Here is a 23,328-nt window from a genome sequence, read left to right as displayed (position 1 = left end):
TGTACCAATTAGTAAACTCTTTACCGATTGGTACAATGACTTGTGTGAGATGTCAATGCGGGGGCGGGGCAGCGCGTTGGAACCGGCCGCCCGTGCCCTTCACATGAAGTCGCGGGGGATGCGCTTCTTGAAATGCTTCTCGAAAATCCGTGTCTCGCCCTCATAGGCGACGACCTCCGCCTCGGTGATCCACTCGCTTTTCGTGCAGTGGAGCGTCGAGGTCGAGACGGTACGCACAGACCAGCCTTCGCGCTTGGCAACACAGGTCCAGGTCGAGGTTCCGATCATCGACGAGGGGTCGTCCGGTGCGATCGACCAGGTCTCGTCGCGGATATCCTGGGTGGCAAGGCCCGTATCCGGATGTTCTGAAAGCCCGGTGTCCTCGTAGATACGGTAATGGGTCATGCCGTGGGTCATGTCGCGCTCGACGGTGCGGCTCGAAATACCGCGCGTCAGCTCGCGATACTTTGGCAGCGGGTCGGGGTTCTCCGGCTCGGGCACGGCGATCTCCCTGTGGGCGCCGAGCAGGGGAAGGGCGAGCGAGAGGCTTGCTGTGTCGATCGAAAGGCCCGGATCGGTCGGGGTGGGAAGGATCAGCGGCCAATAGGAGGTCGAGAGCGACACCCGGATGCGATTTCCCGCGCGGAAGCGGTAGCCGCAGGCATCGAGCGTAAGCGTGATGCGCGTCTTGCGCCCGGGCTCCATGGCGCGCGGCTGGGCGTTGCCGTCGCGATGCGAAAGGTTGAGCACGCCGAAGGCGACGCGGGTGGCGGTACCGTCAGGATGCACGTCGACGAGGCGCACGGCGAGATTGGCGGTAGGCTCCTGGCAGGTGACGTCGACGGTCAGCGTTGGCTGGCCGAGATAGTCGGCGGCATCCAGTAGCGGTGCCGTCTCGAAGGTGAGCGAGCCGGCATCGTCGATGCGCTGGTCGCCGGCCATTTCGGCATCGGGCTTCAGCGTGAAATACTCGCCGGATGCCGTGCCGGTATCGAGCGGCGATTTCAGGTAGACCTCGCCGATGCCGGTGCCGCCGGCCGACGGCGTCAGCCGGCCGTCATGGGAGATGCCGAAGAGCTGCATTTCCGGCGTTGCCCAGGCGTCCTTCGCCACCCAGCGGCCGGGATCGCTGTCACGCCGGAGCGACGGGCGGGGCCCGTCGAGAATATAGGCGCGCACCTGTGGCCCGTTCTCGGCGCCGTTTTCCTCGTCGCGCAGCCAGCGGTTCCACCAGCGGATCGCCTCGCCGTGGAAATCGGCGCGCGGCTTCGGAAAGGCGAAATGCGGGTACTTGTGCACCCAGGGGCCGATCAGCGCCTTGGCCTTGTCCCCAAGGCCTTCGACCGCCTTCAAGGGCGTGTTGCGGTAGCCGTCGGCCCAGCCGGCGATGACCAGCGCGGGGATCCCAACCCTGTCGAAATCTTCGCAGATCGATCCGTGCTGCCAGAATTCGTCTCGACGCTGGTGCTCCAGCCATTCCTCCATGAAGAAGGGCTCCTTCTCCAGCCGCTCCATCCACATCTGCTTCCAACGGTCGCCGACGATGGCGGGATCCGGCGAGCGCGACTGGTAGCCGAGCATGGTCGCCGCCCAGGACAGCTGGGCGGAGAGGTGGCAGCCGTTCTTGTAGTGGATGTCGTCGTTGTAGCGGTCGACGGTCGAGGCGATGGAGATGACGGCTTTCAGCGCCGGCGGCTTCAAGGCCGCGACCTGCAGGCAGTTGAAGCCGCCCCAGGAGATGCCCATCATGCCGACCTTGCCGTTTGACCAGGGCTGGGCGGCGATCCATTCGACGATCTCGCAACCGTCGGAAAGCTCGCGCGGCGTATATTCGCCGTCGATCACGCCTTCGCTTTCGCCGGAGCCTCTGATGTCGACGCGCACGCCGGCAATGCCGGCGGCGGCAAAGACAGGATAGGTGGATTCGTCACGCAGGCTCGTGCCGCCCTGCTTGCGGTAGGGCAGGTATTCGAGCACGGCCGGAACCGGATCGGCCTCCGTGCCGGCCGGCATCCAGATGCGGGCGGCAAGCTCGGTGCCGTCCTTCAGCCGGATCCATTCGTTTTCGATGACTGTGAATTCGCGCTCTGACATGTGGTTCTAACGATCTCTTTGTTTTCTCGGGAAATGCCGGACGCGAGCCCGCGTCCGGCTTTCGTCACAATGGCTTAGCTGTCGAACCAGACGCGGCTGCCGACGTAGCCGTTCGAGAGATCGTTGCCGATGTCGTCGACGAAGCCCTTGAGCGAAGCCGAGGCGGCGTTCACGTAATCGTTGAAGACGGGCAGGATCAGGCCGCCTTCGTCGCGCACCGTCATAGCCATGGTGTGGTACATTTCCTTGCGCTTGGCCTCGTCGAGCTCGGAGCGGGCCTGCAGCAGGAGCTTGTCGAAATCTTCACGCTTGAAGCGGGTGTCGTTCCATTCGGCGGTCGAGAGATAGGAGGTCGAGTAGCGCGAATCCTGCGTCGGCCGGCCGCCCCAATAGGAGGCGCAGAAGGGCTGCACGTTCCAGACATTGGTCCAGTAGCCGTCTTCCGGCTCGCGGCGCACTTCGATCTCGATGCCCGCCTTCTTGGCGCTTTCCTGGAAGAGCACCGCGGCGTCGGCAGCACCCGGGAAGGCGGCGTCGGAGGTGCGCAGCAGGATCGGCCGGTCATGGCCGGACTTCTTGAAGTGGAAGGCCGCCTTGTCCGGGTCATAGGCGCGCTGCTCGATGCCTTCGGGTGCCAGCGCATAGTTGCCGTTGACGGGATAGTCGTTGCCGAGCGTGCCGAAGCCGCCGAGCACCCGGTCGAGGATCGCCTGTCGATCGACCGCATATTTCAGCGCCAGCCTCAGATCGTTGTTGTCGAAGGGCGCGGTGTCGCAATGCATCAGGAAGCTGTAGAAGCCCTTGCCGGAGGTCCTGAGGATCTCGACGCGCGGGGCGCGCTTCAGGAGCGGCACGGTCTTCGGGTCGATGTTGTTGATGAAGTGGACCTGGCCGGAAGAAAGTGCTGCGATGCGCGCCGTCGTGTCGTTCATCACGATGATCTCGACACTGTCGACGAAGCCGCGGTCCGAGCGCCAGTCATCGGCGTTCTTCTCGAAGGTGGCGCGCAGGCCTGCCTCGTAGCTTGCAAGCTTGTAGGGGCCGGTACCAACGGGCGAGGCCGGATTGTCGACGCCGCCCTTCGGCTGGATGATCAGGTGATAGTCGGTCAGAAGCAGCGGCAGGTCGGCATTGCCTTCGGTGAGCGTCAGCACCAGGCTGCCTGCCTTCTCCTCGATCGTCTTGATCGAGCGCATCAGCCCGAGCGCGCCGGACTTCGAGCCTTCGTCCGCATGGCGCTTCAGCGTGGCGACGACGTCGGCAACGGTCAGCTTGCTGCCGTCGTGGAAGCTCACGTCGCCGCGGATCTTGAAGGTCCACTCGGACGCATCGGCCGAGGGCTCCCAAGATTCGGCAAGCGCCGGCAGGGGCGCGCCGGTCTTCGGGTCGGATTCGACCAGCGTATCACCCCAGAGGTGACCGATGACGAAGGAAACGGAACCGCTATAGGCGGCCGGGTCGAGCGAGTCCGTCGTGGCGCCGCCCTTGAGACCGAGCTTCAGATGGCCGCCACGCTTCGGCTCCTGAGCCCTTGCGTCCGTGGCGGCGAGCGTGCCGCCGAAACCGGCCGCAAGGCCCAATGCTGCCGTGCCGGCCAGGAAGCCGCGCCGGCTGAGGCCGGTCGAGGCAAGGCTCGCGGGGATAAGGAGGCCGTCAGGACGCTTCGTGAATTCGGTCATTCTAGGGTTCCCTTTGGAGTGATGCTTGTTAGGGAAAACCTAGCGTTTGCCGACCGGCACACAATTTCGCGACTTGACGCTTCTTTACGCTCTTTTACGCTACCTGAATGCTTCCTGTTCGACAGGGATTGGAAGCGCGTTGAATGGGGTTCGAAAAGCATCGTGCAGGACATCGACATCTTCGCCGCCAATCTCAAGTTTGCCTGTGCGACGCGACGGTCGATCTCGCAGATCTGCCGCGAAATCGGCATTAACCGCCAGCAGTTCAACCGCTACATCGGTGGCGAGGCGCGGCCATCGGCGCACAATGTGGCGCGCATTGCCCGCTTCTTCGGGCTTTCGGCCGAAGACTTCGCGTTGCCGGCCAAACAGTTCGAGGCGCGCATGACGCGCCCCGATCGGGACCGCTCGGATGCCGGCCTGCTGCTTGAGGGTTTCCCGGGCGACATCGCGGGCCTCCGGCGCCATGTCGGCTACTACCAGACCTATCACGTGTCGCTCTCCTGGCCGGGGCTGGTCGTCTGCTCCTGCGCGCGGATCTACGAGGAGGCAGGCTCGATCCGGGTGAAATCGATCGAGCGCATCCGCGATCCCGCAAACGAGATCCAGCAGTTCTCAAAATATGTCGGCCTCGTCACTCTCTGGCGAAACCGCATCTTCATCGCCGAGCGCAGCATCGGGCGCGAGCCGATGCTGGCGCAGACCATCCTTCTGCCGTTCGAAGTGCATCAGCGGGTCTATCTGCGCGGCACCACCATGGGGGTCTCCTGGCGCAAGGAAAACCTGCCTTACGCGTCCCGGATGATCTGGCGCTCGCTCGGGGCGCAGCCGGATCTGCGGCAGATGCTCTCACGCTGCGGCGTGCTGTCCTTCGGCTCGCGGCACCTGCCGCAGACGGTGCGAGCCTTCCTCGATACGCCCGATGCCGAGCTCTTGACCGTGCCGACCGAATATTGAGGCGGCGTCGCCATGTGGTAGGTTTCGCCGAACGCACCGATCGAGGAGGGGATCATGAAATCTGCTTTGGCCGCTATCGCCTGCCTTTGCTTCGCATTGCCGATGTCACCGGCAAAGGCCGAGGAGGCACGGGCGCTGATCCCGTCCTGTGCGCTTTCGGGTGCGTCCAGCGTGATGATCGGCGGGCAGCCGGCGCTCAGGCTTTCCGATGTCGCCAATTGCCCGCCGGAACTCTACGAGGTGGTGCCGAGCATCATGGTCGAAGGCCAGCCGGTGGTGCACTTCCGCGCCGGCAGCGGCGAAAAGGGCGACTGCTCGGCCAAGGGCGAGGCGACGGTGACCTTCGAAGGCGAGGCGGCGCAGAGGGTGGGCGACGTCGATTGCCGGCAGAAGTGACAGCTATCGTCAGACGAGCCTGGCCAACCGGGCACCCTCCCGAACGGCCGAAAGCGCCGGCGGATTGGAGATGGGATAGCCGGCAATGAAGCCCTCGACCGTGAACGACGGGAACTGGGTTTGCAGCCGCGATACGACCTCTGCCGCTTCCTCCATCTCGCCAAGGTACGCGTGTGCCATCGCCTGGAACATCAGTGTGTTCGGCGATTCCTGCGAACTCTTTTCAAGCGCGGACAAGCACGCGCGATAGCGCCCGACGACGAAGAGAACGCGCGCGAACATGCCGTGGTACCAGGGAGGGCCGAGCGGGTTGAGCGAGAGGGCGCGCTCGATGAAGGGAATCCCGTCGGCGGGATCGCCGACGATCAGGGCCTTGGCTCCCGCGAGCAGCGCCAGCGTATCGGCGTTGTTCCTGCCATATTCGAGCGCCCGGGCGTGGGCCTCGGCGGCACCCGCCAGATCACCGATGCAGGCTTTGAAATCGCCGATACAGGTATGGCCGGCCGGATCCGTCGGATCGAGCCGCAGCGCCTCCTCGGCGGCGCTGCGCCAGTTCTTTCTTGCGCTTTCGAGGTCGTCGCCGAAGCCGTTCGCCGCCTGGATGGAATGGGCATAGGCAAGTTCGGTCCAGGCGCGCGCCCGCCCCGGATCGAGCTCGATCGAGCGCGTCAGCAATTGCATGGCGGCGGCGTTGCCATCGGGGCTGAAGCGATTGTGCTGTTCGACGCCCAGCAGGAAGTAGTCATAGGCTTGCAGGCTGCCCGGCGGCTTTTGCCGGCTCGCCTTGCGGCCGATGGCGGCCAGCGTGCCGAAGCAGCCGGCGAGCACGTTGATGACGCTTTCGGTGAGGCTGTCCTGCAGCGTCAGCACGTCCTCCATCGTGCGCTCGTAGCGCTCGCTCCAGAGCGTCATGCCGGTGCGGGTATCGGAAAGCTGGATCGTCAGGCGGACCCGCCGGTCGTCCGCGCGCAGCTGCCCGGTGATGGCATAGGTGGCGCCGACCGCCTGGACGTGGTCTTCGAAGCTTTCCGGCCGGTTGCCGAGCAGCTTCATTGTGTGGAAGGCGATCACGGGCAGATCGGCGAAGCGCGCGAGATCGACGCAGATGTCGGATGACAGCCCGTCGGCGAAACGGCGCCAGCGCTCCTCCGGATTGAGGCTTTCAATGGGAAAGACGGCGAGCGTCGGCGAGGCGGGCTCGGCGTCGCGCAACGGCGCGACCGCCTCGGTCGCCGTCCTGCCGGCCACCATCTGCGCGACCGAGGCGGCAAGCTCGATCTTGTTGCGAACGCCGAGCTTGCCGTAGATCGTCGCCAGATGCGTGCGCACCGTCGACGGCGCGATAAACAGCGCCCCGCCGATTTCGCGATAGGTCAGGCCGGCGGCAAAACGCTCGGCCACGGCGCGCTCGCGGTCTGACAAGGCTTCGGTGGCGACCTGTGGTGTCGGGATACGGTTCATGGCTGCTTCCTGCCATCTGACCGGGCCGTTTTCAATGGCGACATAAGGCAAGGTGCCACAGTGCCTCTTGCGCGTCCAACGGGGCGCGCGGTGCTGCAGGCAAAATACTACAAATGCAGGAGAGGAAAACACAGCAGCTGCGCGATGTGGGACGCGTTCCACGGGCCTAAAGTTCCGACAATGTTTCAACGCCCTGAGGGGCAGGAAGAGGTGGGAACGGCGATGAGCAGCCTGCTTTCGGGAATGTCCGATTTCTATCATGCCGTCCGGCTTGATCTCAACCAGCCGGCCAAGCATCTGGCCGACAGCCTCGGCCGCCACGATCCCTTCCGGATCCTTGTCGTCTGGGAGGACCGCGTTCGCGTCCGCGAGCAACTTCAGCTTATGGCCGATCAATATCCGGAGCGGCTCAAGGATATCGGGATGACGAGGGCTGAGGTTCGCGCAGAGACGAGCAAGGCCTTCTGGCAACGCTGAGCTTGCCTGACGAAGGCATGAGACGGCGGCACGCGATCGTGCCGCCGTCTCGTTTTTCAGTTGCCGGCGCTTTCCATGCGGCGTGTCTTCAGCACCCGCTCCAGCCAGCCGATTTCCATCTCCGGAACCGACTTCAACAGCAGGTCCGTGTAGTCGTCGAAGGGCGGCGACAGCACCTTCGACTTCGGCCCGAAGCGCACGAGGCGGCCGCGATGCATGACCGCGACGCTGTCGGCGATCGCCCGCACGATGGCGATGTCGTGGGTGATAAATACATAGGAAACAGCGGTTTCCTCCTGAAGCTTCAGAAGCAGATTCAGGATGCCTTCGGCCACAAGCGGATCGAGTGCCGAGGTGGGCTCGTCGCAGAGGATCAGCTCCGGCTTGGCGGCGAGCGCCCTTGCGATCGCCACGCGCTGCTTCTGGCCGCCCGAAAGTTCGGCCGGATAACGATCGAGGAAACGCGTTCCCATTTCGATCTGGTCGAGCAGTTCCTTGACCCGCTCCGTCTTCTTCTGGCCGTGCATGCCGAAGTAGAAGGAGAGCGGTCGACCGACGATGTCTCGCACCGTCTGGCGCGGGTTCATCGCCGTATCGGCCATCTGGTAGATCATCTGGATGCGGCGGAGCTCGTCGTTGCTGCGGCCTTTCAGCGCCCGCGGCAGCTCCTTGCCCTCGAAGGTGATGCGCCCCTCGGTCGGCGGCAAAAGCCCGGTGATGACGCGGGCAAGGGTGGACTTGCCCGAGCCGCTTTCGCCGACGATCGCCAGTGTCTGGCCTTTCGGCAGATGCATCGAGACATCATGCAGCACCTTGAAGCCGTTGGCATAGCCGGCGCTGATATGCTCGATCTTCAACTGCGTCCCGGTCTGGTCGGCGGCTTCCTCGCGTTTCGTCTGGCGGACGCTGACGAGTGCCCGGGTGTATTCCTCGCGCGGCTCTTCGATGATCTGCTTCGTCGAGCCGTATTCCACCGTCTTGCCATGGCGCAGCACCATGATGTCGTCGGAGATCTGGGCGACGACGGCGAGGTCGTGGGTGATGTAGAGGGCTGCCGTGTGCGTCTCTTCGATCGCATGCTTGATCGCGGCGAGCACGTCGATCTGGGTGGTGACGTCGAGCGCGGTCGTCGGCTCGTCGAAGACGATCAGCTCCGGGTTGGGGCAGAGCGCCATGGCGGTCATGGCGCGCTGCAGCTGGCCGCCGGAGACCTGGTGCGGATAGCGCTCGCCAAAGGTTTCCGGATTGGGCAGGCCCAGCACGCGGAAGAGATAGAGCGCCCGCTTCTTAGCCTCCTCGCGGCTCATGATGCCGTGGCGGAGCGACGCCTCGATCACCTGGTCGCCGAGCCGATGCGCCGGATTGAAGGCGGCCGCTGCCGATTGCGCGACGTAGCAGACGCGGGCGCCGCGGATCGAGCGGATGCCGTTCTTGTCGAGCGTCAGAATGTCCTTGCCGTCGAGCAGGACCTGACCGCCGGTAATGCGCACGCCGCCGCGGCCATAGGCGAGCGCCGAAAGGCCGATGGTCGACTTGCCGGCGCCGGACTCGCCGATTAGGCCGAGCACCTTGCCCTTCTGAACGTCGAAGGAGACGCCCTCGACGAGGGTGACGACCTTCGGCGGTTCGCCCGGCGGGTAGCTGGTCGCTTCGATCTTCAAGTTCTTGACGGAGAGCATCTCAGGCATCGCCGCGTCCTCCCTTGAGGCTCGAGGTTCTCTTCATCAGCCAGTCGACCACGAGGTTGACGCAGATCGCGAGCGTCGCGATCGCAGCACCGGGTATGAGCGCTGCCGAAATGCCGAAGATGATGCCGTCCTTGTTGTCCTTGACCATGCCGCCCCAGTCGGCTGCCGGCGGCTGGATGCCGAGGCCGAGGAAGGAGAGGGTGGAGAGGAACAGGATCGAGAAGGCGAAGCGCAGGCCGAATTCTGCCAAGAGCGGCGACAGTGTGTTCGGCAGGATCTCGCGGAAGATGATCCAGAGCGAACCTTCTCCACGCAGCCTTGCCGCCTCGACGAACTCCATGACCGCGACATCGAGCGCCACGGCGCGGCCGATGCGGAAGACGCGGGTACTGTCGAGCACCGCCATCACCAGGATCAGGATCCACAGATGCTGCGGCAGGACGGCGAGAACGACGAGGGCGAAAATGAGCGTCGGAATCGCCATCATCAGGTCGTTGAAGCGGGAAAACAGCTGGTCCGTGAAACCACCGACAACAGCGGCGGTGAAGCTCAGGATCATGCCGAGCGAGAAGGAAAGCACGGTTGCCGCAAATGCCACGAAGATGGTGGTGCGGGCGCCATAGATCAGACGCGACAGCAGGTCGCGGCCGAGATTGTCGGTGCCGAGCAGGAAGTCGCCGCCGGCCGGAAGCCAGACGTCGCCGACCACGTCGCGTTCGCCGAAGGGGGCGATGACAGGCGCAAAGAGGGCGCAGAAGATCGCAATCGCGATGCCGGCGATGCCGATCCAGGCGCTGAAGGGGATGGATCTCAGGTTCATCGCGGATGCCTCAGTCTCGGGTTGGCGATGATCGCGAGAATGTCGGCCGCCATGTTCAGGAAGATGTAGAAGGCGGCAAAGATCAGACCGCAGGCCTGAACGACCGGCATGTCGCGCACGGTCACCGCATCCACCATATATTGGCCCATGCCCGGATAGACGAAGACCACTTCGACCACGACGACGCCGACCACGAGATAGGCCAGGTTGAGCGCAATGACGTTGATGACCGGCGCCACCGCATTGGGGGCGGCGTGACGCGCGATGATGCGGAACATGCCGAGGCCCTTCAGTTCCGCCGTCTCGACATAGGCCGACGACATGACGTTGAGGATCGCCGCGCGGGTCATGCGCATCATGTGGGCGAGAACGACGAGAACGAGGGTCGCGACGGGAAGCGCGATCGCCGAGAGACGTTCGGTGAAGCTCATGCTGTCATAGACGGTCGCGGGGAAGGTCGCGACGCCGTATTTGACGGCGAAGAACATGATCAGGAGATAGCCGACGAAGAACTCGGGCAGCGAGATCGCCGCGAGCGAGACGACGTTGATGATCTTGTCGGGCAGCCGGTTGCGGAACTGCACCGCCAGCATACCGAGGCCGACGGCGAGCGGTACGGAGACGAGGGCTGCGAAGAAGGCAAGGAACAGCGAGTTGCCGAGGCGCTTGGAAATCTGCTCGCCGACCGAATTCTTGCTCGCCCAGGAGGTGCCGAAATCGCCTTGGACAGCGCCGCCGAGCCAGGAGACGTAGCGTTCGGTCCAGGGCCGGTCGAGGCCGAGATCCTTGCGGATGTTTTCGACCGCCTGCGGCGTTGCCGACTGGCCGAGATAGGTGGTGGCGAAGTCGCCGGGAAGCGCCTCGATGCCGCCGAAGATCATCAGCGATACGGCGAAGAGAAGGCCGGCGCTCAAGCCGAGGCGCTGCAGGATCAGCGCCGCGAGCGGGCGGCGGAAGGTGAAGCGCCGCCAGAAGGTGCCGCCGATTTCACCGTTCGAGGGATTGGTGGCAGGGTTGGGTTTTGCTGGTACTCCGGAAAGTTCGGCAGACCGCGGGTGTGTTGCACCCGCGGTTCCATCCGTCGGAACCGGACCAGTGAGCGGTCCGCTTTCCATCATCATGCGTCCAGCCATACCCGGGTTGCGACATAGCCGTTCGACATGTCGTTGCCGATGTCGTGCACGTAGCCCTTCACCTGCTTGGTGGAGGCGTTCACGAAGTCGTTGAACATCGGCAGGATCAGGCCGCCTTCGTCACGCACCATCATGGCCATGGTGCGGTACATGTCCTTGCGCTTGGCCTCGTCGAGTTCAGAGCGGGCCTCGAGCAGGATCTTGTCGAAATCCGGACGCTTGAAGCGGGTGTCGTTCCAGTCGGCGGTCGAAAGATAGGCGGTGGAGTACATCTGGTCCTGGGTCGGACGGCCGCCCCAGTAGGAGGTGGAGAAGGGCTGCACGTTCCAGACGTTGGTCCAGTAGCCGTCACCCGGCTCGCGCTTGACCTCGATCTCGATGCCCGCCTTCTTGGCGCTTTCCTGGTAGAGCACCGCTGCATCGACAGCACCCGGGAAGGCGACGTCGGAGGTGCGCAGCAGTACCGGACCGCTGTGGCCGGATTTCTTGTAGTGGAAGGCCGCCTTGTCCGGATCATAGGCACGCTGCTCGATGCCTTCGGGGAAGAGGGCGTAGGTGTCGTTGATCGGGAAGTCGTTGCCGACCTTGCCGTAGCCGCCGAGGATGCGCTGGACCATGGTCTCGCGGTCCATCGAATATTTCAGCGCCATGCGCAGGTCGTTGTTGTCGAAGGGTGCGGTGTTGCAATGCATGATGAACACGTAATGGCCGCGGCCGGACGTGTTCAGGATCTCGACCGTCGGCGCCTTCTTCAGAAGGTTGACCGTCTTCGGATCGACGCGGTTGATGTAGTGCACCTGGCCGGAGGAAAGCGCGGCGATGCGGGCCGTGGCGTCGTTCATGGCGATCAGCTCGACCGAGTCCACATAGCCGCGGTCGGTGCGCCAGTCGTCGGCATTCTTCTCGAAGGTGGCACGAACGCCGGCTTCGAAGCTCGTCACCTTGAAGGGGCCGGTGCCGATCATTGCGTCCGGCTTGTCGATGCCGCCGCCCGGCTGGATGATGAGGTGATAGTCGGTCAGAAGCAGCGGCAGGTCGGCATTGCCTTCGGTCAGCACGAGCACCAGCTTGTCGCCGTCGGCCTTGATTTCCTTGATCGACTTCATCACGCCGAGCGCGCCGGATTCAGACTTTTCGTCGGTGTGGCGCTGCAGCGTCTTGATGACGTCGTCGAGCGTCAGCTCCTTGCCGTCGTGGAATTTTACGCCCTTGCGGATGGTAAAGGTCCAGGTCGACGCGTCGGTCGAGGGCTCCCAGGATTCGGCGAGTGCCGGCACCGGCGCGCCGGTCGTCGGGTGGCTTTCGACGAGCATGTCGCCCCAGTTGCGGCCGACGACGAACATGAATTGCGACAGCGCCTTGGCCGGGTCCTTCGAGTCGGTGGCGGCAGCGCCTTCGAGACCGAGTTTCAGGTGACCGCCGCGCTTCGGCTCCTGCGCTGCAGCGCTGGTGGCAAACAAAGTGCCGGCCGTCGAGGCGAGAATGCCGGCTGCTGCCGCGCGGCCCAAAAACTCGCGCCGGTTCATCTTGCCGAGCATGACCTGTCGTGTGAGGTAATCCTTGTAATCGCTCATTCCCCTGTTCCCTTTTCTCGTCGGCATTCGCCGTTCGTTGTGGTTGGTAGAGATTGCTGCGTACAGCCATTGTATCGATGGCTTCGGACTGGGCCGGAGGGCCGCTTGTTTTCTTCCGGGTTCTTGTCTCTCCTTCCTTCTGGCCGGGCGTCCTTCGTTCAGATCGATAAGCGTAATCGCTGGAACTCTTGTTGTAACGCCCTAAATTACAATTTATTTCCATAAGCGTGGCTTATGGACACGTGTTTAATGGCGCGCGATGTTGCCCGCGCGTCTCGTCACGTTCCGGTGCCGGTCATCCGGCTCTGTTGCCTACGCCGCCAAGGGTCGGCGGTGCTGTTCGAAGCGCGTTGCGGGCGGAAACCGCACGCATTCTCGTTCGGTCTCAGCGACCCTTCCACACGGGGTCGCGCTTCTCCGCGAAGGCGCGCGCGCCCTCCAGCTGGTCTTCGCTCGAATAGAGAATATCGACGGTCTTGAACTGCCGCTGGGTGATCTTGTTCATGGTCGTCTGGAAGGCTTCGCCCTCGGCGGCGCGGACCACTTCCTTGATCGCCGCATAGACCAGCGGCGGGCCGCTTTCGAGCAGGCGGGCGAGCTCCCAGGCGCGCTCCATCAGTTTGCCCGCCGGCAGGATCTCGTTGACGAAGCCCCAGCGGTGGGCTTCCTGCACGTCGAGCCAGCGGCCGGTCAGAAGCATGTCCATGGCGATGTGATAGGGGATGCGCTTCGGCAGCTTGATCGAGGCAGCATCGGCAACGGTGCCGGAGCGGATTTCGGGCAACGCGAAGGTCGCGTGTTCGGCGGCAAGGATCAGGTCGGTCGAAAGCGCGATCTCGAGGCCGCCGCCGCAGCAGATGCCGTTGATCGCGGCGATGATCGGCTTGTTGAGATCGCGCAGTTCCTGCATGCCGCCGAAGCCGCCGACGCCGTAGTCACCATCGACCGCGTCACCGTCGGCAGCAGCCTTCAGGTCCCATCCCGGACAGAAGAATTTTTCACCGGCGCCGGTGATGATCGCGACACGTAGACTGTCGTCGTCGCGGAAGTCGCGGAAGATCTCGCCCATGACCCGGCTGGTTTTCAGGTCGATGGCGTTCGCCTTCGGCCGGTCGATCGTGACTTCCAGAATACCGCCTTCGCGGCGTGTGAGGATAGGTCCGGTCATGAGGGTCAGTTCCTCCGGCGAATGAGAGCGTCGGCGGCAACGGCACCCTGACCGTTCGGCAACACCATCAATGGATTGATATCCAGTTCTTCGAGTTTCGAAGCGTTTGCAACGACATAGGATGCCGCTGCCGCGACAGCCGCGGTTAAAGCGGCGTAATCGGCAGCAGGCGCGCCGCGATAGCCGTCGAGCAGCTTGCGGATCTTCAGCCCGCCGATTGCTTCCCCGATCGCTTCCGGCGTCGTCGGCAGCGTCAGGATGGCGGAATCATCGAGCAGTTCCACGAGGATGCCGCCGGCACCGATCGTCAAAACCGGGCCGGCGACGGGGTCGCGCGTGGCGCCGATAATGAGCTCGGCGACCGGTTTCGCCACCATCTTCTCGACAAGGTACCCGGAGGTGACGGCGGCCATGGCCTTGGCCGCCGCAAGGACGTCCGCGCGGCTCGCAAGGTTGAGTTTCACGGCACCCGCTTCGGTCTTGTGGGCGACGCCGAGGCCTTTCAGCACGACCGGGAAACCGAGCGCTTCGGCAGCGTCTGCGGCTTCTTCGGCGGTTGCTGCGGTCTTGCCCTTCGGCACGGTCAGACCGGCGGCAGCAAGCTCCACCTTGGCCTCGTGTTCGCTGAGCGTGATGGCTTCACCGGCAGCGGCGACACCGCCATCGTGCAGGCGGGGCGGGGCGGGTTTGGCCCAGGCGGCTCCGATGTCGGCGGCCGTCTCGATGGCTGCCAGTGCCTCCTCGATGCCGAAGAAGGGTACGACGCCCGCCTTCATCAGGAAGAGGGCGGTGGCTTCCGGCATGTTTTCGCCAAGGCTGGCGACGATGCCGGCGCGGGCACCCGTTGCCCGGGCCGCGTCGATCACCGCATGGCAGGTGGTTTCCCAGTCTGCCGGGTCGCAGCGGTCAAGGCGCGGGAAGTCGAGCACGAGCAGATTGATCGCGTAGCCGCCCTTCATCATGGCGGTAAAGGCGGTGGTCTGCTTCTCGCGGTTGCCCCAGACGAAGGTGTGGTAGTCGAGCGGGTTGGCGATCGTCACCATCTCGCCGAGCGCATCCTTCAGCGGCTTCTTCTGCTCGTCGCGCAAGGGCCGGTAATTGACCCGGTAGCGCTCGCCGGCATCCGCCATCAGCGAGGCCTCGCCGCCGGAGCAGCTCATCGAGGAGATGTCGTTGCTCTCGAGTGGGCCTGCCACATGCAGCAGCTTCAGCGTTTCCAAGAGCGCCGGCAACGTGTCCACTCGGCCGATGCCGAGGCGGGCAAGAAGCGCCGAGGAGACGCGGTCGTTGCCGGCAAGCGATGCGGTGTGCGACACCGTCGCAAGCTGCGCCGCTTCCGACTTGCCGACCTTCAGCGTCACGACCGGTTTGCCGAGTTCGCGCGCGCGCGTCGCCAGCCGCTCGAGGGCAACAACGCTGTCGAAACCCTCGATATGCAGGCCGACGGCGGTGACGCGCGGGTCTTCGAGCACGGCGCAGGCGATGTCGGAGAGGCCCGTCTGCGCCTGGTTGCCGGCAGTCATGACATAGGCAAGCGGCAGACCGCGCGTCTGCATCGAAATGTTGCAGGCGATGTTGGAGGACTGCGTCAGGATCGCGACGCCTTTTTCGACGCGTTGCATGCCGTGCTGGTCCGGCCAGAGCAGGGCGCCATCGAGCATGTTGATGAAGCCGTAGCAATTCGGCCCGACGATCGGCATGTCGCCGGCAGCCGCCACCAGCGCCTCCTGCATGTCGTTGCCGTCGTCAAGCTCGCTTGCCGCCTCGCGAAAGCCGGAGGCGTAGCAGACGGCGCCGCCGGCGCCGCGGCTCGCAAGATCGCGGATGATATCGATCGTCAGCTGCCGGTTGACGCCGACGAAGGAGGCATCCGGTGCGCCTGGCAGTTCTGCCACCGAGCGATAGCACTTGCGGCCGAGGATTTCGGCTTCGCGCGGGTGCACTGGCCAGATCTCACCGGTAAAGCCCATCTTGTCGCATTGCTCGATGACACGCCGGGCTTCCTTGCCGCCGAAGACGGCGATGGTGCGCGGGCGGATGAGGCGGTCGAGGGAGCGTATCATCGGCCGATCACGCTCCCAGCGGCCGCAGCAGGTCGCGGCTGATGATGTGGCGCTGGATTTCAGACGTGCCGTCCCAGATGCGTTCGACGCGAGCGTCGCGCCAGAAGCGGGCGAGCGGCAGGTCGTCCATCAGGCCCATGCCGCCGAAGATCTGGATCGCCTCGTCGGTGACGCGGGCGAGCATCTCGGTGGCAAAAACCTTGGCGGACGCAATCTCGCGGTTCGAGGGCAGGCCGTTATCGAGCCGCCAGGCGGCCGAAAGGGTCAGGAGGTCGGCGGCGTCGATCTCGGTGATCATGTCGGCGAGCTTGAAGGAGACGCCCTGGTTGGCACCGATCGGCTTGCCGAACTGCTTGCGTTCGGCGGCGTAATTCAGCGCATAGTCGAAGGCGCGACGGGCACGGCCGACCGAAGTCGCCGCCACCGTCAGGCGGGTGGCGAACAGCCAGTCGTTGGCGACGTCGAAACCCTTGTGCACCTCGCCGAGGATCTGGGCGGAGGGCAGGCGGCAATCGTCGAAGGTCAGGACACAGTTGTTGTAGCCGCGGTGCGATACGGAATTGTAGCCCTTGCGGATCTCGAAGCCGGGCGTGCCGCGATCGACGAGAAAGCAGGTGATCTTCTTCTTCGGGCCGCGCGGCGTATCCTCTTCGCCGGTCGCGATGAAGACGATGACGAAATCGGCGATGTCGGCGTGGCTGATGAAATGCTTCGTGCCGTTGACGATCCAGTCGTCGCCGTCCTTGCGGGCAAAGCACTTCATGCCGCGCACGTCCGAGCCGGCGTCCGGCTCGGTCATCGCAAGCGCATCGAACTTGTCACCTTTGACGGCCGGCAGCAGGTACTTTTCGCGCTGCTCGGCGTTGCAGGCCATCAGGATCCCAGAGGGGCGACCGAAGAAGACGGTCAGGCCCATGGAGCCGCGGCCAAGCTCGCGCTCGACCAGGGTGAAGGAGGTGTGATCGAGACCGGCGCCGCCGACTTCCTCCGGGAAATTACAGCCGAAGAAGCCGATCTCCTTGCATTTTCGGGCGATCTCCTGACCGAGTTCGCGCGGCACTACGCCGGTGCGCTCGACCTCGTCCTCATGCGGATAGATTTCCGTTTCGACGAAGCTCCTGACCGTATCGACGATCATCTGCTGTTCTTCGGTCAGTGCGAAGTTCATTGTGTTGTTCCCCTCGTTTTCGCGCCGCTGACGTAGGTGCCGCAAACGATGGCCGCCTCCTCAAGCGTCCTTCGGCTGCGGTTTGCGGCTCCGCCGGAAGGCGAAGCTGCCTGTTGTTGCTGGCCTGCCGCTGTTGCGGTCAGGCGCGCTTCTGGCCGACGAAGCGTCCGGCACCATCGGGCGTCTGCAGTTGCGCATGGGCTTCAGTGATTGCGCGGAGCTTGCTCAGCACCGCCTCGGGTGCCGCGACCGCCTTGCCGGCCTTGCTGTCGACATGAAGCATCATCTGTTCGGCGGTGGCGACGGCCTCGTTGGTTGCGGCGTTGTAGATCGTCGAAAAGATGTGAAGACGCTTTTCGTCCGACGACAGGATCTGGCAGGTCGAGTAGAGCGCCTCGCCGAGCTTGGCTTCGCCAAGGTTCCGGATATGGGTCTCGACCGTGTAGTAGCTGTGACCGTCGCGGACATAGTCGAGGTCGACGCCGATCAGGCGCAGCACGCCGTCGGAGGTGTCGCCGAAGACCTGGAGATAACGGTGCTCGGTCATGTGGCCGTTGTAATCGACCCAGGCGGCGCTGACCTTGGTGTCGAGGATGCGCAGCGGCTTGACGTCGCCGAGGTCGGCTTCCGGCTTCCGGGCGTTGGCCCAGAGCTTGGCCTCGAAATCGGCAAGCAGCTTGCCCGCACCCCAGCCTTCGCCGCCGTTACCGGATTTCAGCGCATGCATGATGCCGACGAGGTTTTCGTCGCGGATGCGTTCGAGCTCGCGGATCGAGCGACCGGCGGCCTGCGCGTCCGACTGGGCGCCGATCTTTTCGACCAACGCATCGTCGAGGTCGACGACGTCGGTGAACTTCGTCCAGGGCCACTTCAGGCAGGGGCCGAACTGGGCGAGGAAGTGGCGCATGCCGGCCTCGCCGCCGGCGATGCGATAGGTCTCGAACAGGCCCATCTGCGCCCAGCGCATGCCGAAGGAATAACGCATGACGTTGTCGAGCGTTTCGGTATCGCAGATGTCGTCCTGGATCAGCCAGAGCGCCTCGCGCCAGAGTGCCTCGAGCAGGCGGTCGCCGACGAAGGCCTCGATCTCCTTGGCGATGACGACGCCCTTCATGCCGATCTGCTCGACGCCCTGCATGGCGCGCTCGATCGTCGCCTTCGACGTCTTCTTGCCGCCGACGAGCTCGACGAGCGGCAAGAGGTAGACGGGGTTGTAGGGATGCGCCACGAACATGCGCTCGGGGTGGTGCATCTCGGACTGCAGGTCGGAGGGCAAAAGGCCCGAGGTGGAGGACCCGATCAGCGCATCGGGCCTTGCGGCGGCATCGATCTTGGTGATCACGCCGCGCTTCAGTTCCAGCCGCTCCGGCACGCTTTCCTGAATCCAGTCAGCGCCTTCGACCGCTTCCTCGATGCTCTTGCAGAAGGTGAGCTTTCCCTTCGGCGGCAACGGCGCCATGGTCAGCATGGCATAGGCGCGCTCGGCATTGGCCATGACTTCGCCGATGATGCGCTCGGCTTCCGGATGCGGGTCGAAGATTTTTACGTCGATGCCGGCAAGCGCAAAGCGCGCCACCCAGGCGCCGCCGATGACGCCGCCGCCGACACAGGCTGCTTTGGTTATAAAGCTCATGGTGTCCAGTCCTTGCTCAGCGCTTCGTCAGCTTCAGTTTCTCGCGGACCTCTTTCGGTCCGATGATCTTGGCGCCCATGCCCTCGATGACGCCAACCGCCTTTTCGACGAGCTGACCGTTGGTGGCGAGCTGGCCCTTGCCGATATAGAGGTTGTCTTCGAGGCCGACGCGGACGTTGCCGCCGGCAAGGATGGCTGCTGCCGGATAGGCGAGCGCATTGCGGCCGATGGAGAAGGCCGAGAAGGTCCAGTTGGCAGGCACGTTGTTGACCATGGCCATGAAGGTGTTGAGGTCGTCGGGCGCGCCCCACGGAATGCCCATGCAGAGCTGGATCAAGACCGGATCCTCGATCAGGCCTTCCTCGACCAGCTGCTTGGCAAACCAGAGGTGGCCGGTGTCGAAGGCTTCGATCTCCGGACGCACGCCAAGGGCGGTCATCTGGCGGGCCATTTCGCGCAGCATCGACGGCGTGTTGGTCATGACGTAGTCGCCGAGCGAAAAGTTCATGGTGCCACAGTCGAGCGTGCAGATTTCCGGCAGACATTCGGCCACGTGGGCGACGCGCTCGGTGGCGCCGGCCATGTCGGTGCCTTTCTCGCTGAGCGGGAGCGGGCTTTCGACATTGCCGAAGATCAGGTCCCCGCCCATGCCGGCGGTCAGGTTCAGCACCATGTCGACATCGGCAGAGCGGATACGGTCAGTCACTTCCCTGTAGAGATCAAGCCTGCGGGCCGGCGCGCCGGTCTCCGGATCGCGGACGTGGCAGTGGACCACGGCAGCGCCGGCCTTGGCCGCCTCGACCGCCGCTTCGGCGATCTGTTTCGGCGTGATCGGCACGTGGCTGGACTTTGAAACGGTGTCTCCCGAGCCGGTGACGGCACAGGTGATGAATACCTCGCGGTTCATGCTGAGCGGCATTGCTGTCTCCCTTTTATTGCGCCCATTACGAGCCAAGAAAGACCGCGTTGCTTTTCATTATCGGCTTCATTCTATACATTATCGGCGACAGAGTGGAGAAGTTTGGGCATGGATCAGAACGTTTCGCAGGTGCAGCACGTCGATGTCCTGGTGCTGCCGGAGACCAATCTGATCCTCGTTGCCTCGGTCATCGAGCCGATGCGTGCCGCCAACCGCATTGCCGGCCGCCCGCTCTACGACTGGACGATCTACAGCCCCGACGGTGCGCCGATCGAAACGAAGAGCGGCATCCCCATTCCGGTCTCCGGTATCTTCCGGCCGCAGCGCGAGACGTCGCCGCTTTTCATCCTCTCGAGCTACAACTGGCAGCGCAGCGCCACTTCGCAGCTAAAGATGCTGCTCTCGCAGACCGCGCGGCACCGCGAGCTGATGGCCGGCATCGAATCCGGCTCCTGGCTGCTTGCCGAGACCAGCCTGCTCGACAATTTCAAGGCGACGACCCACTGGGAGGATTTCGAGGATTTCACCGCTGCCTACCCGCAGGTGACGATGGTGCGCGAGCGCTTCGTCATCGACGGCAAGCGCATCACGACCGGTGGCTCGTTGCCGACGCTCGACCTGATGCTGGAGCTGATCCGCCGGGCGCATGGCTATTCGCTGGCACTCGAAGTCTCCCGCCTCTTCATCTACGAGCAGGAGCGCACCCGCGGCGATCTCCTGCAGATGCCGACGATCGGCAACATGCGCATCCTCGATCCACGCGTCGGTGCCGCCGTCAAGCTGATGGAGGAAACGGTGGAAGCGCCCTTGACGCTCGCCAGGCTCGCCCGCCGCATCGGCGTCAGCACCCGGCATCTGCAAGATCTCTTTCGCGACACGATGGGCGTTGCGCCGCACGAGCACTACCTGGCGCTTCGTCTCAATGCGGCGCGGCGCAAGGTGATCGAGACGCGGATGGAATTTGCCGACATTGCCGCGATCTCCGGCTTCAACTCGTCGTCTTCTTTCTCGCGCAGCTACAGGGCGCACTACCGTGAAAGCCCGAGCGAAACGCGCAGGCGGCTGAAGCTGAAGAGCTGAGCGCGCGCTTCAAGTATCGATTCAGGCGGGAATTTCAGAGTCGTTTCAGGCGTTTGGCGGCCGATGATCAGGAACTGATTCCGCCGGCGATCTCGTCTCGGCGCTCATCTTCATCATCGAAATCATCAACTCGCCGATCTCGGCGGCGAAGGCGCCGCGCGGCCAGACGAGTGTCAGCGACTGCCGATAGGCGGGGCCGAGCCGGATCATGGCTGGCGGGCGATGCACGCGGGCGAGCGAGGATTGCGGCAGCACCGAGAGATAACCGTGCTGGCGAACGAGGTTGATGATCACGGGGATGGAATCGACCTCGACGAGGGTGATGCGCCGCCGTTCGGCTTCATCAAGCGTGTCGTCGAGGAAGCGCGCGGCCTCGCGGCGAAGGCCGCTCCGGACGCTCGGCACCGCGATCGGGCAGGCGGCGAGCAGCCGGGGCAGGTTGCCGCCCAGTTCCGAAAGGGCGGAGGCTGGCCCCGCCAGCACCAGCGGCGTCTGCGACACCAGCCGGCCGTCGCAGTCGGCCGGGATCTCGGCGACATCGAGCAGCGCGACATCGAACCGTCGGCTGCGAAGGCCGACGAGCAGTTCGTCGGCCGTGGTGCTGGAAATGAACAGTGGTTGGCGCGGGCGGGCGCGGTGCCAGTTCGCCGTCAGGGCCGCCAGCATGCGGGCGATCTCGCTTTCCGGACCAAGCGGCATGACGGCGCCGAGCCGCCAGGTGGCGACGTCGCGGCGAAAGCGGTCGGCAGAGGCGTGGGTCAGCCGCGCCCAGATATCGAGCAGGGCCTCGCTGAGAGGAATGATCCGCTCCGCGGTTGGCGTACAGAGGACCCCGCCATGGGAGCGTTCGAACAGCCTGGTGCCGAGATGGCGTTCGAGATCCGCCATCTGCCGCGTCAGTTGCGGCTGGCCGAGGCCGAGCGCCTTTGCCGTGGCACGGATGCTGCCGGAGCGGGCGATGCGCACGAAGCGGTCGAGCGCGACGAGGCCTATCGGCGGCACGGGGGCGGTCGTCTCCCGTTCGACGCCTTCCAGGATGGCGGTGATCTTGCCGGTTGCCTCTTCGACGTCGACGGCGCGCGCGCGCGCTTCGAGCGTCACCACCAGCGCTGTTTCTTCCCGACGGAAAAGCGGCATGGAGATCGCCTGCTCGAAGCGCTTGACCGCGGCGCTCACGCTCGACGGCGCCCGGCCGCAGAGAGTTGCGGCGCGGCGAACGCCACCTTCACGAAGCACCGCATCGACCAAAGCGATCGTCGCCATATCCATTCCAATGACCCCGGACGTGGCACCTTCATCAGGTGCGTTCTGAAATATGCATCACCCGTTCCGGATTTGGGATATAGCATGGATGCGCGATAAGCGCATAGCATGCATGAAGCACCCCGGCGTTTTCGAGCGTCGGGTGCGAGACATCAGAGCATCCGCGCACCGTTTCGAAACCGAAGCGCGCTCGGCGCGGAAGGATATTTATCGGCATGCTGTATCAGGTCAAAACCACCGTTCTCTGCGGGAAACCGCTGGACTTCGCGACGCTCGAGGATATCGGGGCGGGAAGGGCGCGACCGGTGGCTGACGACGGCGGCATGGAACGGGTGGCCGCCGCCCACAAGGTGGTTGCCGAACGTGTCGCGATGGGGCTTCCCGTCTACGGCTCCAACACCGGCGTCGGCTCGATGAAGGACCGGCTCTGGACCGCCGACGATCTCGCCGAATTCAACAATGCGCTGGTCAGAGCCCACCATTTCGGCACCGGCGAATTCTTTGCGCCGGCGATCGTACGCATGGCGATCGCCATCCGCGTGAACACCGCGATGCGGGGCCACACCGGCTGCAGCCCGGACCTGATCCGGGCGTTTCTGGCACTCAGCGAGCACGACATCATTCCGGCGGTGCGCCGCCACGGCTCCATGGGCTGCGCCGATATCGGGCTGATGGGCCAGATCGCCTCGGTGCTGACCGGTGTCGGCGAGGCCTATTACCAAGGGCGCCTCGTTTCGGCCGATACGGCGCTTGCCGAGGCGGGTCTCAAGCCGTTCGTCATGCAGCCGCGCGATGCACTGGCGGCTCTCAGCGTCAACGCCATTTCCTTTGCCGCTGCCGTAAACGTGCTGCGCGAGGCGGCGGCCGCGATCCGCGTGTTGCTCGTCACCGGCGTCATGTCGTCTCAGGCGCTCGGTGCCTCCGCCGACCCGTGGCGGGTGGCCGCGACGCTCTCGACCCGCGGCGAGGCGCTGGTCGGCTCCTGGCTCTATGGCCAGTCCGGCATTTCCGACTGGCCGTTACCGACGGCGATCCACGATCCCTTGAGCCTGCGCATGACCGCCCAGGTCTTCGGCGCGGTCGTCGATACGCTGCTGGTCGCCGCCGGCCGGCTGGTGGAGCAGACCTATCTCTCCGACGACAACCCTGTTGTCATCGGCGGCCAGGTCCATTCCTCCGGCGCATCGCTGCCGCTGACGACGACGCTCTATATCGAGGCGGCGCAGATCGCCTTTTCCCATGCGGCGCGCAATGTTTTGAACCGCTGCATCCTGCTGTCGAACGGCGGACGCCGCAATCTCTCGGTCAATCTGGTGGCGCCGGGGGAAGTCGCGACCGGGCTCGGGCCGCTGATGAAGCTTGCGGTCGAACTCTATATGCGCGTGCAGTCGCTCGCCGTGCCGCTTTCGGCGCAGTCGATCGTGGTTGCCGGCGGTCTCGAAGAGGAGGCGACCTTCCTGCCGCTGATCGTCGAGCGCATGGAAACCCAGGTGCGCGATCTGCGCCAGCTCGCCGCGATCGAGGCGATGCTTTCGGCCCAGGCGATCGATCTCGTCGGCGACCAGCCGCAGGGGATCGTCAAGCGCGCCTATGACCAGACCCGTTCGGTCAGCCCCATGTATCTCAAAGACCGGCCGCTCTCGAAGGAGATCGAGGCGCTGCAGGATGCGTTCACCTGCCACGACCTGTTGCGCTCCTTCGTCGCTCTGGCGCCGATGCCGGAATTCGACGACTTCTTCGCGCTCGACAAATAAT

The 23,328-nt window shown here is 64.5% G+C and carries 17 protein-coding genes and 1 pseudogene; 5 read left to right on the top strand and 13 right to left on the bottom strand.

The features are described from left to right. Positions 1-99: 99 nt before the first annotated feature. Together FA04_RS11475 and FA04_RS11470 are read right to left on the bottom strand one after the other, a co-directional pair. On the bottom strand, positions 100-2,094 hold the full coding sequence (locus FA04_RS11475) for a CocE/NonD family hydrolase (protein WP_034792119.1): 1,995 nt from the start codon (positions 2,092-2,094) through the stop codon (positions 100-102). Between the two features lie 74 nt (positions 2,095-2,168). Continuing rightward, positions 2,169-3,773, bottom strand: coding sequence for an ABC transporter substrate-binding protein (locus FA04_RS11470; protein WP_051659243.1), 1,605 nt, complete (start codon positions 3,771-3,773; stop codon positions 2,169-2,171). A gap of 162 nt (positions 3,774-3,935) precedes the next feature. Here FA04_RS11470 and FA04_RS11465 point away from each other — a divergent pair, with 162 nt between their 5' ends. Continuing rightward, the gene (locus tag FA04_RS11465) at positions 3,936-4,730 is read left to right on the top strand and encodes a helix-turn-helix domain-containing protein (protein WP_029742607.1); all 795 of its coding nucleotides are present in this window, start codon (positions 3,936-3,938) and stop codon (positions 4,728-4,730) included. Between the two features lie 54 nt (positions 4,731-4,784). After that, on the top strand, positions 4,785-5,126 hold the full coding sequence (locus tag FA04_RS11460) for a PAAR domain-containing protein (RefSeq protein WP_034792122.1): 342 nt from the start codon (positions 4,785-4,787) through the stop codon (positions 5,124-5,126). Between the two features lie 9 nt (positions 5,127-5,135). Here FA04_RS11460 and FA04_RS11455 read toward each other — a convergent pair whose 3' ends face one another. Beyond that, positions 5,136-6,587, bottom strand: a complete 1,452-nt coding sequence (locus FA04_RS11455) for a LuxR C-terminal-related transcriptional regulator (protein WP_034792124.1) — start codon at positions 6,585-6,587, stop codon at positions 5,136-5,138. A gap of 180 nt (positions 6,588-6,767) precedes the next feature. Between FA04_RS11455 and FA04_RS11450 the strand changes: the two genes are divergently transcribed. Then, positions 6,768-7,064, top strand: coding sequence for a DUF1127 domain-containing protein (locus FA04_RS11450; protein WP_127889278.1), 297 nt, complete (start codon positions 6,768-6,770; stop codon positions 7,062-7,064). Between the two features lie 56 nt (positions 7,065-7,120). Here FA04_RS11450 and FA04_RS11445 read toward each other — a convergent pair whose 3' ends face one another. The 9 genes from FA04_RS11445 to bcoG form a co-directional block, all read right to left on the bottom strand. Further along, positions 7,121-8,752: an ABC transporter ATP-binding protein gene (locus tag FA04_RS11445; protein WP_034792132.1), complete on the bottom strand. Its 1,632-nt coding sequence runs from the start codon at positions 8,750-8,752 to the stop codon at positions 7,121-7,123. Continuing rightward, positions 8,745-9,572, bottom strand: a complete 828-nt coding sequence (locus FA04_RS11440; protein ID WP_029742612.1) for an ABC transporter permease — start codon at positions 9,570-9,572, stop codon at positions 8,745-8,747. The genes FA04_RS11445 and FA04_RS11440 overlap by 8 nt, the downstream gene beginning before the upstream one ends. After that, the gene (locus tag FA04_RS11435; RefSeq protein WP_034792133.1) at positions 9,569-10,705 is read right to left on the bottom strand and encodes an ABC transporter permease; all 1,137 of its coding nucleotides are present in this window, start codon (positions 10,703-10,705) and stop codon (positions 9,569-9,571) included. The genes FA04_RS11440 and FA04_RS11435 overlap by 4 nt, the downstream gene beginning before the upstream one ends. Then, positions 10,690-12,279, bottom strand: a complete 1,590-nt coding sequence (locus FA04_RS11430) for an ABC transporter substrate-binding protein (protein ID WP_029742614.1) — start codon at positions 12,277-12,279, stop codon at positions 10,690-10,692. The genes FA04_RS11435 and FA04_RS11430 overlap by 16 nt, the downstream gene beginning before the upstream one ends. Positions 12,280-12,664: 385 nt before the next feature. Next, entirely contained in the window at positions 12,665-13,447 is a 783-nt protein-coding gene (locus FA04_RS11425) for a carnitinyl-CoA dehydratase (protein ID WP_029742615.1), read from the bottom strand. 5 nt (positions 13,448-13,452) lie between these two features. Next, positions 13,453-15,510 (bottom strand): acetate--CoA ligase family protein, encoded by a 2,058-nt coding sequence (locus tag FA04_RS11420; protein WP_034792136.1) that lies wholly within the window; start codon positions 15,508-15,510, stop codon positions 13,453-13,455. A 7-nt stretch (positions 15,511-15,517) separates the two neighbouring features. Beyond that, complete coding sequence (locus FA04_RS11415; protein ID WP_029742617.1) at positions 15,518-16,678, bottom strand: acyl-CoA dehydrogenase family protein; 1,161 nt, start codon at positions 16,676-16,678, stop codon at positions 15,518-15,520. Positions 16,679-16,817: 139 nt separating this feature from the next. Then, on the bottom strand, positions 16,818-18,311 hold the full coding sequence (locus FA04_RS11410; RefSeq protein WP_034792138.1) for a carnitine 3-dehydrogenase: 1,494 nt from the start codon (positions 18,309-18,311) through the stop codon (positions 16,818-16,820). Between the two features lie 16 nt (positions 18,312-18,327). Further along, positions 18,328-19,230 (bottom strand): 3-dehydrocarnitine:acetyl-CoA trimethylamine transferase BcoG, encoded by a 903-nt coding sequence (gene bcoG / locus FA04_RS11405; RefSeq protein ID WP_029742619.1) that lies wholly within the window; start codon positions 19,228-19,230, stop codon positions 18,328-18,330. Here bcoG and FA04_RS11400 point away from each other — a divergent pair. Then, positions 19,199-20,310, top strand: a pseudogene (locus FA04_RS11400) (GlxA family transcriptional regulator). The gene bcoG and the pseudogene FA04_RS11400 sit on opposite strands and share 32 nt — an antisense overlap. A 45-nt stretch (positions 20,311-20,355) precedes the next feature. On the opposite strand, the gene FA04_RS11395 reads toward FA04_RS11400, so the two are convergent. Then, positions 20,356-21,573 (bottom strand): LysR family transcriptional regulator, encoded by a 1,218-nt coding sequence (locus FA04_RS11395; RefSeq protein ID WP_159415442.1) that lies wholly within the window; start codon positions 21,571-21,573, stop codon positions 20,356-20,358. 215 nt (positions 21,574-21,788) lie between these two features. On the opposite strand from FA04_RS11395, the gene FA04_RS11385 reads away from it, so the two are divergent. Further along, entirely contained in the window at positions 21,789-23,327 is a 1,539-nt protein-coding gene (locus tag FA04_RS11385; protein ID WP_034792145.1) for an aromatic amino acid ammonia-lyase, read from the top strand. Position 23,328: the final 1 nt, after the last annotated feature.

This window comes from Ensifer adhaerens (genome assembly GCF_000697965.2).
Taxonomy (GTDB): domain Bacteria; phylum Pseudomonadota; class Alphaproteobacteria; order Rhizobiales; family Rhizobiaceae; genus Ensifer; species Ensifer adhaerens.
Note: the sequence above shows the minus strand (reverse complement) of the source record. Positions and strands in the feature narration are given on the sequence as shown.

Bases quoted from the DNA above. Each gene is read 5' to 3' on its own strand.
- FA04_RS11475 (WP_034792119.1), bottom strand. From the start codon at position 2,094: ATGTCAGAGCGCGAATTCACAGTCATCGAAAACGAATGGATCCGGCTG.
- FA04_RS11470 (WP_051659243.1), bottom strand. From the start codon at position 3,773: ATGACCGAATTCACGAAGCGTCCTGACGGCCTCCTTATCCCCGCGAGC.
- FA04_RS11460 (WP_034792122.1), top strand. From the start codon at position 4,785: ATGAAATCTGCTTTGGCCGCTATCGCCTGCCTTTGCTTCGCATTGCCG.
- FA04_RS11455 (WP_034792124.1), bottom strand. From the start codon at position 6,587: ATGAACCGTATCCCGACACCACAGGTCGCCACCGAAGCCTTGTCAGAC.
- FA04_RS11450 (WP_127889278.1), top strand. From the start codon at position 6,768: ATGTTTCAACGCCCTGAGGGGCAGGAAGAGGTGGGAACGGCGATGAGC.
- FA04_RS11445 (WP_034792132.1), bottom strand. From the start codon at position 8,752: ATGCCTGAGATGCTCTCCGTCAAGAACTTGAAGATCGAAGCGACCAGC.
- FA04_RS11440 (WP_029742612.1), bottom strand. From the start codon at position 9,572: ATGAACCTGAGATCCATCCCCTTCAGCGCCTGGATCGGCATCGCCGGC.
- FA04_RS11435 (WP_034792133.1), bottom strand. From the start codon at position 10,705: ATGGCTGGACGCATGATGATGGAAAGCGGACCGCTCACTGGTCCGGTT.
- FA04_RS11430 (WP_029742614.1), bottom strand. From the start codon at position 12,279: ATGAGCGATTACAAGGATTACCTCACACGACAGGTCATGCTCGGCAAG.
- FA04_RS11425 (WP_029742615.1), bottom strand. From the start codon at position 13,447: ATGACCGGACCTATCCTCACACGCCGCGAAGGCGGTATTCTGGAAGTC.
- FA04_RS11420 (WP_034792136.1), bottom strand. From the start codon at position 15,510: ATGATACGCTCCCTCGACCGCCTCATCCGCCCGCGCACCATCGCCGTC.
- FA04_RS11415 (WP_029742617.1), bottom strand. From the start codon at position 16,678: ATGAACTTCGCACTGACCGAAGAACAGCAGATGATCGTCGATACGGTC.
- FA04_RS11410 (WP_034792138.1), bottom strand. From the start codon at position 18,311: ATGAGCTTTATAACCAAAGCAGCCTGTGTCGGCGGCGGCGTCATCGGC.
- bcoG (WP_029742619.1), bottom strand. From the start codon at position 19,230: ATGCCGCTCAGCATGAACCGCGAGGTATTCATCACCTGTGCCGTCACC.
- FA04_RS11395 (WP_159415442.1), bottom strand. From the start codon at position 21,573: ATGGCGACGATCGCTTTGGTCGATGCGGTGCTTCGTGAAGGTGGCGTT.
- FA04_RS11385 (WP_034792145.1), top strand. From the start codon at position 21,789: ATGCTGTATCAGGTCAAAACCACCGTTCTCTGCGGGAAACCGCTGGAC.